The organism is Pedobacter flavus, assembly GCF_036324285.1.
Taxonomy (GTDB): domain Bacteria; phylum Bacteroidota; class Bacteroidia; order Sphingobacteriales; family Sphingobacteriaceae; genus Pedobacter; species Pedobacter flavus.
The window spans coordinates 546,936-560,754 of record NZ_JAZDQU010000002.1 but is presented as its reverse complement, the minus strand read 5'-3'; the positions used below and the strand labels follow the sequence as shown (position 1 = coordinate 560,754).

Genomic DNA, 13,819 nt, shown 5'->3' with positions numbered 1-13,819 from the left:
AAATTAAGGTACAGGATCGTGTCCATGACTGCCCCATGGGTTACAACGACCAATTCTTTTAATTGTTAACCAGAAGCCCTTAAATGGGCCATGTTTTTTTATTGCTTCTAATCCATATTGAGAACAAGTTGGCGTAAACCGACAATTACTACCTAGTAATGGAGAAATAAACCATTGATAGAGTTTAATTAACCCTAATAATATTGCGCTTAAAAAAGAATTAAGAAGCTTCATTTGCAACAAAATTACGTACAATTTTATGCATTGCCTTTTTTAATTTTTCTTCTAACAAAGACGATGGATAAATAGATTTCCCTACGTATTGAATGGAAAGCAAAATATTGATATCAGCTGAAAGCTGATCATATAAATTAGACTGCTTATTCAGACGATAGCATTCTCTAATTCTTCGCTTAATGGTATTTCTATCAGCAGCTTTTTTATAACGCTTTTTAGAAACGTTAATTACAACTTGTACTGGATAGGTTTTTGATTCGGAAACTTTAAGAAAAGTTACTCGAAATGGATATAAAAGAAAAGAAGAACCATTCTTAAATAGTTTATCCAACAGGATTTTACTACATAATCGTTCTTCTTTTCTAAATGTCTTCATTTATTGATTGCTTGATGCAGAATTAAGATCTGCTAACACCCATGGGTGCTGCAATCATAAATTATGCTTTGTGACGGCGCTCGTCAGATACAGTAAGTCTTTTTCTACCTTTAGCTCTTCTAGAAGCTAATACTCTTCTGCCATTTGCAGTTGCCATTCTTTCGCGGAAGCCATGCTTATTTCTTCTCTTTCTTTGCGAAGGTTGGAATGTTCTTTTCATAACTCGAATATATAATTTCTTGTGTTTTTTCTAATTAGAGGTGCAAATATAGTAAGTATTATTTTTAAAAGCAAGAATCCTCATTCTTTTTATTTCAATAATATTTAAAAATAAGCTAATATTTTCGTTTTTAAACCTTTACAATTAAATCCCTAATGCAGTTTTTAATTTTTGATAACCCGTTTTACTAACTGGCAACCAAATATTGCTTTTTAATAGCACCACATAATTGTCTTTTTCTTTTAATTCCATTTTAGTGATCTGCTCCAAATTAATTATATAAGAACGATGAATTCTAATAAACTTATTTGGATCTAAAGTCTGTTCAAAATAAGTCATGGTTTTATTCTTATAATAATTTCCTTCCGCTGTGTTCACTTTTACTTGGTCGTCATCGGCCTCCAAATAATGAATTTCATGTCCAGGTATTATTTTTATAACCCCATCATTTTTAACTACTATCCTATTATTTTGTAAATGAAGAAAGGGTGTATGTTCGGTAAATCCGGTTAAGTTTTTTTGTTCTTCATTAATTTTTACGGCAATCTTTTTTAAAGCTTCATTGAATCTTGATTTTTCTATTGGCTTTAAAAGATAATCTACTGCATTTACTTCAAATGCTTTAAGTGCATATTCATCAAATGCGGTAGTAAAAATAATGGCGGGCTTTTCCTCAATTAATTCTAACATTTCAAACCCACTTATTTTGGGCATTTGAACATCCAAAAAAATCAAATCGGGTTTATGTTGAGCTATTGCTTTTAAGCCCTCAAATCCATCGCTACATTCAGCTACTACTTCATAATCAGGATACTCACTTAAATAATAACGAACAATTTGTCTGGCCAAAGGCTCATCGTCAATTAATATGGTTTTTATCATTCGTCTGCGGTATTTTTAAAGTAGTAATGTACAATGAATCATCAATAGATTCTGTTCCAAGAAGCTGACTATCACCAAATAACAGATATAATCTTCTTCTTATTGCAGATAACCCAAATCCGGTTCCCTTTTCGCTAGTGAATTTTGGATCGTATGGATTTTCTACACGGATTAAAAGTACATTATTTTGGACTTTAACCGAAATGCTAATCGTAATTTTTGCTGAAGTATTGTACAATCCAAATTTAATAGCATTTTCTACAATGGGTTGTAAAAAGGTTCCAGGTAAACACATTTTTAAAGCCTCCTCTTCTATTTGAATAGCAACATTTAATCGGTGACTAAATCTTACTTTTTCTATATCCAAATAAAGTTGAATGTATTCCATCTCCTCTTCTACTTTAACCCAAACTTCATCGTCGCGTTTTAAAGTTCCTCTTAAAAAGGAAGCCAATTTAGTAATCATTACTCCAGCTTCAGTTGGATTCATGATGGTTAAAGCATACACAGAATTTAAGCTATTGAATAAAAAATGAGGCTGTAACTGGTGTCTAAGTTTATTAAGTTCTGCTTCTTTTGCTAAATTTTGCGTAATTAATAACCTTTCTTGCATATCCGATTGTTCGGCCAATTTATAATATAACTGACAAGTTAAAGTGCACCAACCTAAAAATATAAAGGCAAATAAAACTCTGAAATAAAAACTAGATTCTAGATAGTATAGATAATCCAATTCTTCAGTAAAAAGCCATTTTAAAATATACATAGGAGGGTAAACAGAAACCAGCATCAATACACTCATTAAAATTAAGATGTATAGAATTTTCTCCTTTTTAGGCTGATAAAATCCAATTAAGTTAGAAAGCGATGCACAAGAAATGGCTAAAAACAGAACACTGATTACACCATCAGCCAATGCTATTTGTAAGCTGTAACCGACTTCAAAATAAAGATATCCAATACTTGCGGCCATCCAAAACAAGACGGTCGCAAGGGCTGTTATTAATATCTTTGGTACGGATAAAGGTCTGGTTGTCACAATAATTAATAATTACGTATGTCTAATCCACCAAACAATACTGTTCCTTTTAAAATTAATCTCTTTCTAGGGAAATCTGAAATATTTTGAATTAAAGATCTCTTATCATCAATACCACCAAAGATTGCTGAAACTTCATTTTTAACTTCCCATGTTGGTGGCACTAATAATTTAAACCCACCACAAATAGCGGTTACATTTATTACAATATCGTTTTCGAAATCAGTTTGTGTTAAATCTACATCGCCCCCACCAAAGATTGCTGTAATCTCTCCTCCTTTTAAATTCTTAGTAAACAATTTCTGATTGCTACCACCAAAAATATTTGTAGAATTAACTATGTCTTCAGATTTTATATCAGCTGTATCTTGAGTTTGATTAGGATCATTTAAATCCCCACCAAAATTGTTTATAAATTTATTTTGATCCTTCTTAAATAAGAGTACTAAACCAATTAATATTAAAGCAATTGGAGTAAATACAGATTCTACATAATAAAATTCAGTAATTATATTCTTTACGGTAAACACACCCCCAATGATGGTTAAAATTAACCAGGTTTTACCCGTAAAATTAGATTTAAATCCAATTATAAGTCCTAAGGCAAGTAAAATAGTTGACCAACTAAAAATCCAATCAAATAGATATACATCTAAATTTTTAAATAAGAATAATGATCCGATTACCAATAGAATAATACCCCCCCAATGAGTATTTGATTTTTGTTTTTGAGGCATGTTAAAATTTTCCATGATCTTATATTTTAAGTTTCTGTGTGACTATTTAATAAACCAAAAATAGAAAGAGTGAGCACATTAGTCAATTAACATTCTTTAGAATTAGTATAAATGTCGGTGAACTACAGATTTTTGTCGGTAAAATTTTTAATATTTGTTTATGAGATATTTAACCGCCATAATTTTATTGTTGCTGACCTTAAATTCGCAAGCACAATTACCGATTAATGATTACAAAATCTATGACACAAAGTTAAAGAAAGAGGTACAGCTTGCAGATATAATATCCCAAATGGATAATGCAGATGTTCTATTTTTTGGTGAAGAACACAACGATTCTGTTGGTCATGTTTTAGAATTAGAACTTTTTAAGCTTTTATATGCCAAATACGGAAATAAAGCTATTGCATCTTTTGAAATGTTTCATACCGATATTCAGTCTGTTATGGATGAATATTTATTAGGTATAATTTCAGAGAAAAATTTCTTAAAAGAGAGCAGACCATGGAACAATTACAAAGACTACAAGCCCATTGTAGAATTTGCTAAAACCAATAATTTGAAAGTTGTTGCCGCTAATGCAGCCGCTAGATACAGTAATGCAGTAACCGTATCAGGATTAGATATTTTGAAAAAATTACCAGAAAGTTCATTTAAATATATCCCAAAACTGCCTATTGATACAGCTACGGGTAGATATTACGATAAATTTATAGAAACTCTAGGCGGACATTCTATGGGTGGCATGAAAATTTATCAAACCCAAAATTTTTGGGATGCAACCATGGCTTGGTCTATCCAAAAATATTTTAAACTAAATCCAAAATCGAAAATCATACATTATGTAGGAAGATTTCACTCGGATGAAAAATTAGGTACCTTTTCCCAATTGAAAAAATTAAACCCTAAAATAAAAGCTTTAAATATTAGCACATTTAGTGCAGCAGATTTTAAAAATCCGGATTGGCAAAAATATAACCAACTAGGTGATTTTGTTATTGTTACCAATCCAGAAATTAAACGAACTTTTTAATTATTTTTTGCTTTTAATAAATCACGAATTTCAGCAAGAAGTTGTTGTTCCTTACTTGGAACAACGGGAGCAGCAGCTTCTTCTACTACATTTCTACGTTTCATTTTGTTTATTGTTCTAACAAATAAGAACAATACAAATGCTACCAATAAAAAAGAAATAAATTGTGATAAGAAAACACCATAGGTTATAGCTGTCCCCTCAATTTTTAACTCAACAAGATTTTCCAAGCTTGCTGCTCTTAATACTGGAGCTAATATAGCAGGGGTAATTATATTATCGACCAACGATTGTACTAAACCATTAAAAGCAGTACCAATAATAACACCAACTGCCAAATCGATCATATTGCCTTTTAAAGCAAATTCTTTAAATTCTGTTACAAATCCCATTATAAATAAGTTTTAGTTTATACTAAGTTAGAATTTAAAAACTTATATTAAAGATTTTTTGTTTTAAAAATCACAAACTATTAAAAATACATCGTAACTTAACTTACGACAACAATTTTATGTATTTTTACATCAAAATATACCGAATCCCTTAATGCTAAAACAACACTTACAACAGAAACTTTTACAAAAATTATCTCCTCAACAGATACAATTTATTAAGCTTTTGCAAGTACCCACAGTTGCACTCGACACCAGGATTAAGGAAGAACTTGAAGAAAATCCGGCTCTTGAAGATCCTAGTTTAATGGTTCAATCTGAGCAAAAAAGCGAATATGATGATTTAAATGATGATAAAGACTCATTTGATGAATCGTCTTCGGAAGAAAGTACGGATGAATTTAACATAGAAGATTATCTTCAATCAGATACTCCAGATGATTATTCTAACGGATATAATAATGATAGTGAAGACGAAGAGCAAAAAGAAATGCCTATTGCTATAGAAAGCACTTTCTTTGAAAGCTTACAAGAACAATTAGATTTAGTTCCACTTTCTGATACAGATTTTATTATTGGCCGACAAATTATAGGCAGTTTAGATGACGATGGGTATTTACGTAGACCTATTGTGAGTATGATAGATGATTTGGCATTTTCTCAAAATGTAATTGTACAGGAAGAAGATGTCTTAGAAGTACTAAAAATTGTTCAAGATTTTCATCCACCTGGAATTGCGGCGCGCGATTTACAAGAATGCTTAACCATTCAATTAAAGCGCAAGGATCAAAACAATCCTATTATTCAAAAAGCTATTATCATTGTAGAAAAATACTTAGACGAATTCACTAAAAAACATTACGATAAATTAGAACGTCAGTTAAATTTACAAGATGGGGAACTGAAAGAAATAGTTAACGAAATTTTAAGGCTTAACCCAAAACCAGGAGATTCTAATCAGGTTACCACTAAACAATTACAAATTATTCCTGATTTCCACATCACCAATAGTGATAATGTTTTAATATTGACTTTAAACTCTAAAAATGCACCAGAGCTTAGAGTAAGTCAGTCTTACAAGGATATGTTTGATCATTATGAAAAAGCATCCCAAAAAGACAAAAAATTAAAAGAAGCTGTACAATTTGTAAAGCAAAAATTAGATGCTGCAAAATGGTTTATTGATGCCATTAAACAAAGACAACAGACTTTATTGAAAACCATGAATGCAATTATGCATTATCAGTACGAATATTTCTTAACCGGCGACGAAAAGAAATTGAAGCCTATGATTTTAAAAGATATTGCTGATAAAATTGAAATGGATATTTCTACTGTATCTAGGGTTGCGAACTCTAAATATGTGCAAACAGAATTTGGAACGTTTTTATTAAAATCATTCTTTTCAGAAGCTATTCAAACCGAAAATGGGGAAGAAGTTTCTAACAAAGAAGTGAAAAAAATATTAGAAGAAAACATTAATAACGAAGATAAAAAGAGACCATTAGCCGACGAACGTTTAACCGAAATCTTAAAAGAACAAGGTTACAACATTGCCAGAAGAACGGTAGCTAAATATAGAGAACAGATGAATATTCCGGTAGCAAGATTAAGGAAAGAACTTTAATCTTTCCAATTGCTTCCTAAAGTACTAATCCCATTAAATCCAATTATAGATTGAGGTAAAGTTTTTAATAATACCGCTTCATCTGTAGTTGGATTTATTGTTTTTATAGAAATAAATTCGTCCAATTTTTGGGGAATATTTAAAACACTATACGCTTTTACGGGCAACTTATCATTACCCATTAATTTACGCGGTCCATCTCCTATTGCTCCCGCATTAAGTAAGAAAACACCTTCCTTTTCGGCGGGGAAATAAGCATGTTGGTGACCACTTATATAAAGATTAATATTATTTTCCTTGAAAAAACTCATTGCTTTTGATGGATCAGCATTTACCTCACCTTTCTTATTTTTTGCATCCACAATAGCATATAAAGGCAAATGTCCAAGCAAAATCCTCATCCTTGCTTTTTTAGCTACTTTAAGCACTAATTGCTCCTTCATCCATTTATAAACTTCATCTTTAATTATAGACCCAGAAGCATCCCAACTCATTATAAACACCCCATTTTGCTCATAACTATAATAATATGGGAAGTGAGTATCATCAATAAAATTTAAATGCGTCGCCTCCTTATTTTTACTCCAAAATGCGGAAGCTACCTCCCTATCTTGTAAAAAATTTGGCGAACCATCATGGTTACCAATAGTAAAACCAAAAGGAATTTTTAATTGATTGATAGGCAATAAAACATGCTGATTAAAAGCATCCCACATTTCAATGGTTTGTTCTTTTGTAATACTTGACTTTTGTCCAGCGACCATATCTCCCCCACACAGAATTAAATCTGGTTTTATAGAATCTATTTTTCTAACAACCTTTAAAACCTCCTCACTATAATGTGTAGAGCCATAACTCGCATTTAAATCGCTTATTACCAAAACCTTTAAATCCTTAGGCTTCTCCTCCAAAGTTAAATTTTGAAAAGTTGAAACCAGGCTGACAAAAATATTAAATGGTAAAAAAAGCCAAACGTAAAACATAGATCGTCTTTTAAATTATTTTATTTTCTTCTAGAAATGACCTCAAATATTGGGGCTTTACATCCATCAATAAAGTATTAAACCCTAATACCTTTGCGCCTGCTAAGTGCTGCGGACTATCGTCGATGAATAATGTTTCTGCAGGATTTATACTTTGCTCTTTTATAAGTTGTTCGAAAATATTAAGATTTGGCTTTCTCAATTTCATATGGTGAGAGAAATAAGCCTTATCAAAATGATTATCATAATTTTCGATATTAAAATCACGCTTTAGATAATCTATAATCCAATTATAGTGGATTTCGTTATTATTAGAAAGCAAAAATAATTTGTATTTAGCTTTCAGTTCCAATAAAAGTTGATGAATATCATCATTAGGAATTCCAATCAATAAACTGTTCCATGCGTCATCAATTTCCTTATCAGAAAGCGAAAAATTGTTGGCAGCGGCCCTAATTTCGTTTCTAAACTCTTCTGGAGTAGATTTTCCGACCTCTAAATCATTAAAAATAGCATGGTGACATTTATGCGAAAAAAACGAGTCAATATCACTGATACCCAAATTGGTAAATGCTTCTTGAGCCCGATTAAAATCTATTTCAAACAGCACATTACCATAGTCTAAAATAATATTTTTAAAATTTTTCATCGATCTTGCTTTTAAAATTGAGTGCAAATATGTAAGTTTGCAACCGCAAAACCTAATAAGTTTTCGAGGGCCTATAGCTCAGTTGGTTAGAGTAGAAGACTCATAATCTTTTGGTCGCTGGTTCGAGCCCAGCTGGGCCCACAAGCCTCTCAGTAAATCTGAGAGGCTTTTTTTTCGCAAAAGGCATACTTAATAAATTACAATTCTTTCTTTAACTTAATAATTTAGAACTAAGCATTTTTTCTGCTGCCATTCTACCACTCTTAAGCGCGGCATTAATTGATCCATTTAACAAATGATCTCCGCAAATGAATACATTATCAGCTATTCGTATTTTAGACAATTCCGCAGAATTAGATACAGAAGAATTTTCTGGTAAAGCATAAGGAATTTCATATTTCGCTAATAATTGCCAATTCAAAGATGTTGGAAACCATTGTAAAAGCTCATTTCTTACAACATCCTCCAAATGGGCGTCGTAAACATAGTTACGCTCTCTCAAAGAAACAGCAATAAGCGATTGATTTTTTGGAGCATATAATGGTGCAATTTGATTGATAAAAACAATATTATTTATCAACTGTTCTGAGTTGCTGTTAACTAAAATCTTATCCTTAAAAACTGTTTCTATGTTAGCAATAAAATAGAGCGTTGTTGCATTTTTAGAATTAGAATTTACTCGTTTATTAAAAGGTTTCACCACATTAATCGCATCGGTAGCTATTAATATAACCTTTGACTCGAAACTAGCACCTGAAGCTCCGTAAACTTTATTGCCTTCTATTTCAATGATTTTTTCATTTAAAGCAAGTTCATCTTCATCCAACACTTCTGCGAGTTGCTCACTTATCATTCCCATCCCTTTGGCAGGTACAGCAGCACTACCCTCACTCAACATTTTAAAGACGAATTCGAACATTCTACTTGAAGTATTTAAATTACTTTCTAAGAAAATTCCAGAAAAAAAAGGGATAAAAAACTTTTGGATAAACTTTTCACTAAAACCTAGTTCTCTTAAATAATCTAAAGTTTTTTTCTCCTTTCGAGCGAAAATTTCGTCAACAGATGTAAAATACAACCTAAATCGCATTGCCAATAACAAAAGTTTATCTTTAAAACTGCCGACTGGAGAAAACAATGTTTTAAAAAGTAAACCAGGCGAACTAAAAGGATCTGCTATCTCATACGTATCAGAACTGTCTAAAATAAAAGCGCCAGATTTAAAATTTTTAAGATTTAATTTCTCATAATTTAACATTGACTTAGCTTCCGGATAAGCTGTAAAAAGCACTTGAAATCCCCTATCTAGCAAATAACCATCTTTAGAATCTGTACGCACCCTACCACCTATTCCATCTGAAGACTCAATAATTAAGATCCTTTTCCCTACTTCTTTTAAAATTTTTGCAGCAGCCAGACCAGCTAATCCCGCACCAATAATAATTACATCAAGCTTATTCTTTTGCATATAACTAAACTTAAAGTATTGATGTAGGCAAATTTGGCTTAGCGTAGTTTAGCCTGCTTATGTGTTGAGCATTAAAATAACTATCTAATCCACTTACAGTAACTGTTTTTGCTAATTCATGATCAACATATCCATCCTTTCTTAATAAGTTTTCATTTAAAACAATATGCACCACTTCTCCAATTAGAATGGTTGTATCGTTAATCTTAAGCGGTAAAATTTCTTTTAAATCTAAGCCAATTTTAATTGTAGATTCTGCTACAAAAGGACTTTCGAATTCAGGTATAAAAAACTCAGTGAGTCCACATTCTACAAACTCAGAACAGCCACTTGGGTACCTAGCACTTGTTTGATGTGCTTTTTGATAAAAATCCTCATTAACATTATTGAAAGTATAATTTCCTGTTCTTTCTATATTTTTCAATGTATCATGATCTTTAGAATTTGGCCTAAAAACCATACCCAATAAAGCAGGCGATGCACCTACATGGAAAATTGAATTAAAAACACCTACATTACTGTGTCCATTTTCGCTAATTGTACCAACCAATTGTAAACATTTAAAACCTGGAAGCGAGTTTATCAGAGTTGTACGATAACCCTTTTCCATTTCTTTAAGCGTAATTGCTGAAATATGCATAATTAAAAATTTGTTCTTAAAGTACTCATCCCTCCATCAACCCCTAAAATTTGACCCGTAATCCAGCTACCATTTTCTGATAAAAGAAAAGCAATAGTTGCACTAACATCAACTGGAGTTCCAAATCTACCCAGAGGGTGTCGCTTAGCAGCTGCTTCCCTTTTTTCTGGCGTATTTAATAATTTTTCTGACATAGGTGTTTCTGTTAAAGATGGTGCAACCACATTTACACGTATCTTTTGCGTGGCTAACTCCGCTGCTAATGAAACTGCGAAACCTTCCAATGCACCTTTTGCAGCAGCCGTGCTCGCATGAAATGCCATACCTGTTTTAGCTGCTACCGAACTAATTAGTATTATTGAGGCGCCATTAGCGGCTTTTAAAGATTTTAAAGCTTGCTGGATAACCATGGATGCACCCACCACATTCAATCTAAAATCTTCAATCAAATCTTCACTACTAACCCTATGAAATGGCTTTAAGTTAATATTACCAACCGAATACACCAATCCATGGAGTTGTTCTGGTAAAAAAGAATTTAGATTATCTACATTATTTAAGACATCCAGTTCTTGAAAATGAATAGATGGAGACCAACTTTCAGCTCGACCTCGAGATGTAGCGTAAACATTTGCATCATTTTCTGTCAAAAAATTTGAAAGCGCTAATCCAATCCCAGAACTAGCACCCACAATTAAGAAATTTTTATTTTTAAAACTCATGCACTAACATATTTTAAAAATTCATTTTTCGTTTCCTGATTTAAAAACTTGCCACTAAATGCAGTGGTAATGGTTGAACTTCCTGCATCTCTAATGCCTCGAGACGAAACACAATGATGATTTGCATCTATCATAACCGCTACATCATCAGTACCCATTACCGACTTTATTTCTTCACAAATTTGAATTGTTAGACGTTCCTGAACCTGCGGACGTTGCGAAAAATATTGTACAATTCTATTTAGCTTTGATAAGCCGATTACAGTACCATTACTAATATAAGCAACATGAGCCTTACCTGTAATAGGCACGAAATGATGTTCACAATTACTAAAAACGGCAATATTTTTCTCTACCAACATTTCTTGATAGCGATAAGGATTCTTAAACAAAGTAGGGATAGGTTTATTTTCAGGATTTAAACCGCTGAAAATTTCCTTAACATACATTTTAGCTATTCTTTTTGGGGTATCTTTTAAACTATCATTGGTAAGATCCAATCCTAAAACATTTAAAATACCTTTAAAATGATCTGTTATTAAAGCAATTTTGGTGTCGTCGTCCATTTCGAACGCATTGGATTTTAATGGAGTAGCAATATCTTCTAAACGTAGCTGCAATTCTGAAACTAGTGGATCCTGGATCATATTTAATAATTTTAGTATTATTTTATATTAATGAATAAATATAAAGGTACAGTTTTATACTTTATAATTGAAAGGTTTTATGGGCAGGATACTTATAAATAAAAAAAACCGACAGATATTGCCGGTTTTTTTTTACAAATCAAATACTAATTATTTTGATTAATTGCCTCTATATGTGCTATATCCAAATGGAGATAAGGTAATTGGAACATGATAATGATTATCATCTTTAATTTGGAATACTACTTCAATAAAGGGATAGAATGTCTCAATTTTATTGACTTTATAATAATCTTCAATCAAAAAAGTTAATTTATAAATTCCCTTTTTAGCACTAGCTTTGTCTAAAAAATCCATAATTCTACCATTTTTGTCAGTTATCTTTTGGTCAATTGAGGTCCATTTGTTATCCGTTTCATTTAATTTTAAAAGCTTTACCGTAACATTCGGAACTGGGAGCCCAGTAGAAACGTCAAGAATATGACTAGAAAGTTGGTAAACTTTGGTTTGAGCAAAAACTAAACTAACTGAAAAACTTAGCAATAAACATAAAATTATCTTTTTCATTTTAATATACTTTTAGTTAAATTATTTAAAAATAAGTGTATTATTTGGCAATTATATCTGCATCCAGAATCCTTGCTGCTTTTCCAATAAGATCATCATTTTCAGGCGATCCCCCACCTGCAATACCAATGGCTCCAATTACTTTACCATTATGGTAAATGGGTACGCCAATACCTAATAAAAGTAATTCAGGAAGGTTAGCTAAATTTTGAGTATCTGGATTAGATCTTGCGTTTCTAGCAAGAATTAAAATTTCGGTTTTAGTCGAAACCGCTGTATAAGCTTTACGACTAGCTGCTTCAGTATTATGAATCCCAACATGGTCGCCTTTACTGATTAACAGAACTTGTCCACCTGCATCTAGAACAGCAATAGATACTTTTTTCCCTAGTTCGTACGCTTTATTTCTTGACAATTCGCTATGTTTATGCGATGCAATTAATGTAAGTTGATTTGTCTGAACAAGATTTGAGTTTGAAGTATGAATTCCGGTTTGCATAGTATTTATAGAATAATTAACCTGTCCATAAGTACTAAAAACGACACCAATTAAGAAAAATAAGTTTAAAATATATTTCATAAAAATTACTTTTCACAAAAGACGTCAAGTTTAATATTCAAAAATTTGACTCAGATCAACGTTTCTACATTTTAGCTTTAATTCTGCTTAAAGTAGCTGGAGCTATCCCCAGAAATGAAGCCGCCATTTTATTTGAAACTCGAAAAAGAAACATTGGATAATATTTTTTCACCCATTTAACCTTTTCCATGGCATCAAAACCTTGAAAACCATAGATTCTTTTTTGCGCAATGATGAAACCCTTTTCAAGAATATTCCTATAAACAATTGTAAATTCTGGAATCTGATCAACCAATTGATAAAAATCAGCCTTAGAAATTGTCAGAAGTTCTGATTTTTCTATAGTTTGTAAATACTCAAAAGCAGGATTTTGATCAATTAAACTGGGTAAAGCAGTACCGAATTCACCTTTAAATGCAAAATATCGGGTCTTTTCTAAACCTTCTCTGTTTAACGTATAAACTCTAACAGCCACTTTATTCACGAAATAATGATTTTTACGTACCTCATCAAAATCCACTAATATCCTCCTTCTTGGAACTTTAATCAGTTTAAATTTGCTGAAGATAATCTCCAATTTTGACTGATCTATTTCAGTTATATTTTTTATTTACTTCTCTAGTTCTTCATACATATTTATTGAGAAATTTAAACTCTAATGGAATAATAAAATTAGATAAATAATTTCTAATAGAATATAAACGATGAAGTTGATTTCATTTTAATTGAGCTAGAATGGAAATTCAATTTATATATACAGAAGTCAATCCATAGATTATTTTAATTACTCGATTTTACGCTATACAACTTAATTTAGAAGCAACTGTTTTTAGCTATCTCAATAGGATATATAAGTAATCGATATTAAATAATCCTCAATGTTACATTTAATCAACATTATAAGGCTTATTAAACATTAATGATATAAATTATCATCATTTAAAAAAATAATATTTGATGATATTTTACAACATTAAAACAATTTTAGTATATTAATGTTGATATTTACAAACATAAAAA

Annotated in this window: 18 protein-coding genes and 1 tRNA gene; 3 read left to right on the top strand and 16 right to left on the bottom strand. The window is 31.4% G+C overall.

The window, feature by feature from the left end:
• Window positions 1–3: 3 nt before the first annotated feature.
• From yidD to VRU49_RS08530, 6 genes are all read right to left on the bottom strand, one after another.
• A complete protein-coding gene (gene yidD, locus VRU49_RS08555; RefSeq protein WP_330146360.1) occupies window positions 4–234 on the bottom strand; it encodes a membrane protein insertion efficiency factor YidD in 231 nt (76 codons plus the stop codon).
• Window positions 221–613 (bottom strand): ribonuclease P protein component, encoded by a 393-nt coding sequence (locus tag VRU49_RS08550; RefSeq protein ID WP_330146359.1) that lies wholly within the window; start codon window positions 611–613, stop codon window positions 221–223. The genes yidD and VRU49_RS08550 overlap by 14 nt, the downstream gene beginning before the upstream one ends.
• Window positions 614–674: 61 nt before the next feature.
• The gene (gene rpmH / locus VRU49_RS08545; RefSeq protein WP_013632808.1) at window positions 675–833 is read right to left on the bottom strand and encodes a 50S ribosomal protein L34; all 159 of its coding nucleotides are present in this window, start codon (window positions 831–833) and stop codon (window positions 675–677) included.
• Between the two features lie 144 nt (window positions 834–977).
• Window positions 978–1,715: a LytR/AlgR family response regulator transcription factor gene (locus tag VRU49_RS08540; RefSeq protein WP_330146358.1), complete on the bottom strand. Its 738-nt coding sequence runs from the start codon at window positions 1,713–1,715 to the stop codon at window positions 978–980.
• Window positions 1,693–2,754 (bottom strand): sensor histidine kinase, encoded by a 1,062-nt coding sequence (locus tag VRU49_RS08535; RefSeq protein ID WP_330146357.1) that lies wholly within the window; start codon window positions 2,752–2,754, stop codon window positions 1,693–1,695. The genes VRU49_RS08540 and VRU49_RS08535 overlap by 23 nt, the downstream gene beginning before the upstream one ends.
• A 5-nt stretch (window positions 2,755–2,759) precedes the next feature.
• Window positions 2,760–3,506, bottom strand: coding sequence for a LiaF transmembrane domain-containing protein (locus tag VRU49_RS08530; protein WP_330146356.1), 747 nt, complete (start codon window positions 3,504–3,506; stop codon window positions 2,760–2,762).
• A gap of 145 nt (window positions 3,507–3,651) precedes the next feature.
• On the opposite strand from VRU49_RS08530, the gene VRU49_RS08525 reads away from it, so the two are divergent.
• A complete protein-coding gene (locus VRU49_RS08525; RefSeq protein ID WP_330146355.1) occupies window positions 3,652–4,524 on the top strand; it encodes a ChaN family lipoprotein in 873 nt (290 codons plus the stop codon).
• Here the strand turns inward: VRU49_RS08525 and mscL are convergent.
• Complete coding sequence (mscL, locus tag VRU49_RS08520; protein ID WP_330146354.1) at window positions 4,521–4,916, bottom strand: large conductance mechanosensitive channel protein MscL; 396 nt, start codon at window positions 4,914–4,916, stop codon at window positions 4,521–4,523. The two genes, VRU49_RS08525 and mscL, sit on opposite strands and share 4 nt — an antisense overlap.
• Window positions 4,917–5,070: 154 nt before the next feature.
• On the opposite strand from mscL, the gene rpoN reads away from it, so the two are divergent.
• Window positions 5,071–6,543: an RNA polymerase factor sigma-54 gene (gene rpoN, locus VRU49_RS08515; RefSeq protein ID WP_330146353.1), complete on the top strand. Its 1,473-nt coding sequence runs from the start codon at window positions 5,071–5,073 to the stop codon at window positions 6,541–6,543.
• Here the strand turns inward: rpoN and VRU49_RS08510 are convergent.
• Both VRU49_RS08510 and VRU49_RS08505 read right to left on the bottom strand, forming a co-directional pair.
• On the bottom strand, window positions 6,540–7,454 hold the full coding sequence (locus VRU49_RS08510) for a metallophosphoesterase family protein (protein WP_330146352.1): 915 nt from the start codon (window positions 7,452–7,454) through the stop codon (window positions 6,540–6,542). The two genes, rpoN and VRU49_RS08510, sit on opposite strands and share 4 nt — an antisense overlap.
• A gap of 82 nt (window positions 7,455–7,536) precedes the next feature.
• Window positions 7,537–8,175 carry an HAD family hydrolase gene (locus tag VRU49_RS08505; protein WP_330146351.1) on the bottom strand — a complete coding sequence of 213 codons (639 nt, stop codon included), beginning with the start codon at window positions 8,173–8,175 and terminating at the stop codon, window positions 7,537–7,539.
• Window positions 8,176–8,242: 67 nt separating this feature from the next.
• Between VRU49_RS08505 and VRU49_RS08500 the strand changes: the two genes are divergently transcribed.
• Window positions 8,243–8,316, top strand: a tRNA-Ile gene (locus VRU49_RS08500).
• Window positions 8,317–8,386: 70 nt separating this feature from the next.
• On the opposite strand, the gene VRU49_RS08495 is transcribed toward VRU49_RS08500, so the two are convergent.
• The 7 genes from VRU49_RS08495 to VRU49_RS08465 form a co-directional block, all read right to left on the bottom strand.
• A complete protein-coding gene (locus tag VRU49_RS08495; RefSeq protein ID WP_330146350.1) occupies window positions 8,387–9,643 on the bottom strand; it encodes an FAD-dependent oxidoreductase in 1,257 nt (418 codons plus the stop codon).
• Window positions 9,644–9,653: 10 nt separating this feature from the next.
• Entirely contained in the window at window positions 9,654–10,283 is a 630-nt protein-coding gene (locus tag VRU49_RS08490; protein ID WP_330146349.1) for a flavin reductase family protein, read from the bottom strand.
• 2 nt (window positions 10,284–10,285) lie between these two features.
• Window positions 10,286–11,005 carry an SDR family NAD(P)-dependent oxidoreductase gene (locus VRU49_RS08485; RefSeq protein ID WP_330146348.1) on the bottom strand — a complete coding sequence of 240 codons (720 nt, stop codon included), beginning with the start codon at window positions 11,003–11,005 and terminating at the stop codon, window positions 10,286–10,288.
• Window positions 11,002–11,652, bottom strand: coding sequence for a GTP cyclohydrolase I FolE (gene folE / locus VRU49_RS08480; protein ID WP_330146347.1), 651 nt, complete (start codon window positions 11,650–11,652; stop codon window positions 11,002–11,004). The genes VRU49_RS08485 and folE overlap by 4 nt, the downstream gene beginning before the upstream one ends.
• 159 nt (window positions 11,653–11,811) lie before the next feature.
• The gene (gene uraH / locus VRU49_RS08475; protein WP_330146346.1) at window positions 11,812–12,219 is read right to left on the bottom strand and encodes a hydroxyisourate hydrolase; all 408 of its coding nucleotides are present in this window, start codon (window positions 12,217–12,219) and stop codon (window positions 11,812–11,814) included.
• Between the two features lie 40 nt (window positions 12,220–12,259).
• Window positions 12,260–12,799 (bottom strand): GlcG/HbpS family heme-binding protein, encoded by a 540-nt coding sequence (locus VRU49_RS08470; RefSeq protein WP_330146345.1) that lies wholly within the window; start codon window positions 12,797–12,799, stop codon window positions 12,260–12,262.
• 64 nt (window positions 12,800–12,863) lie between these two features.
• Window positions 12,864–13,376, bottom strand: a complete 513-nt coding sequence (locus VRU49_RS08465) for a Crp/Fnr family transcriptional regulator (RefSeq protein WP_330146344.1) — start codon at window positions 13,374–13,376, stop codon at window positions 12,864–12,866.
• Window positions 13,377–13,819: the final 443 nt, after the last annotated feature.

Coding starts and splice junctions, on each gene's coding strand:
- yidD (WP_330146360.1), bottom strand. CDS start 234: ATGAAGCTTCTTAATTCTTTTTTAAGCGCAATATTATTAGGGTTAATT.
- VRU49_RS08550 (WP_330146359.1), bottom strand. CDS start 613: ATGAAGACATTTAGAAAAGAAGAACGATTATGTAGTAAAATCCTGTTG.
- rpmH (WP_013632808.1), bottom strand. CDS start 833: ATGAAAAGAACATTCCAACCTTCGCAAAGAAAGAGAAGAAATAAGCAT.
- VRU49_RS08540 (WP_330146358.1), bottom strand. CDS start 1,715: ATGATAAAAACCATATTAATTGACGATGAGCCTTTGGCCAGACAAATT.
- VRU49_RS08530 (WP_330146356.1), bottom strand. CDS start 3,506: ATGGAAAATTTTAACATGCCTCAAAAACAAAAATCAAATACTCATTGG.
- VRU49_RS08525 (WP_330146355.1), top strand. CDS start 3,652: ATGAGATATTTAACCGCCATAATTTTATTGTTGCTGACCTTAAATTCG.
- mscL (WP_330146354.1), bottom strand. CDS start 4,916: ATGGGATTTGTAACAGAATTTAAAGAATTTGCTTTAAAAGGCAATATG.
- rpoN (WP_330146353.1), top strand. CDS start 5,071: ATGCTAAAACAACACTTACAACAGAAACTTTTACAAAAATTATCTCCT.
- VRU49_RS08505 (WP_330146351.1), bottom strand. CDS start 8,175: ATGAAAAATTTTAAAAATATTATTTTAGACTATGGTAATGTGCTGTTT.
- VRU49_RS08495 (WP_330146350.1), bottom strand. CDS start 9,643: ATGCAAAAGAATAAGCTTGATGTAATTATTATTGGTGCGGGATTAGCT.
- VRU49_RS08490 (WP_330146349.1), bottom strand. CDS start 10,283: ATGCATATTTCAGCAATTACGCTTAAAGAAATGGAAAAGGGTTATCGT.
- VRU49_RS08485 (WP_330146348.1), bottom strand. CDS start 11,005: ATGAGTTTTAAAAATAAAAATTTCTTAATTGTGGGTGCTAGTTCTGGG.
- folE (WP_330146347.1), bottom strand. CDS start 11,652: ATGATCCAGGATCCACTAGTTTCAGAATTGCAGCTACGTTTAGAAGAT.
- uraH (WP_330146346.1), bottom strand. CDS start 12,219: ATGAAAAAGATAATTTTATGTTTATTGCTAAGTTTTTCAGTTAGTTTA.
- VRU49_RS08470 (WP_330146345.1), bottom strand. CDS start 12,799: ATGAAATATATTTTAAACTTATTTTTCTTAATTGGTGTCGTTTTTAGT.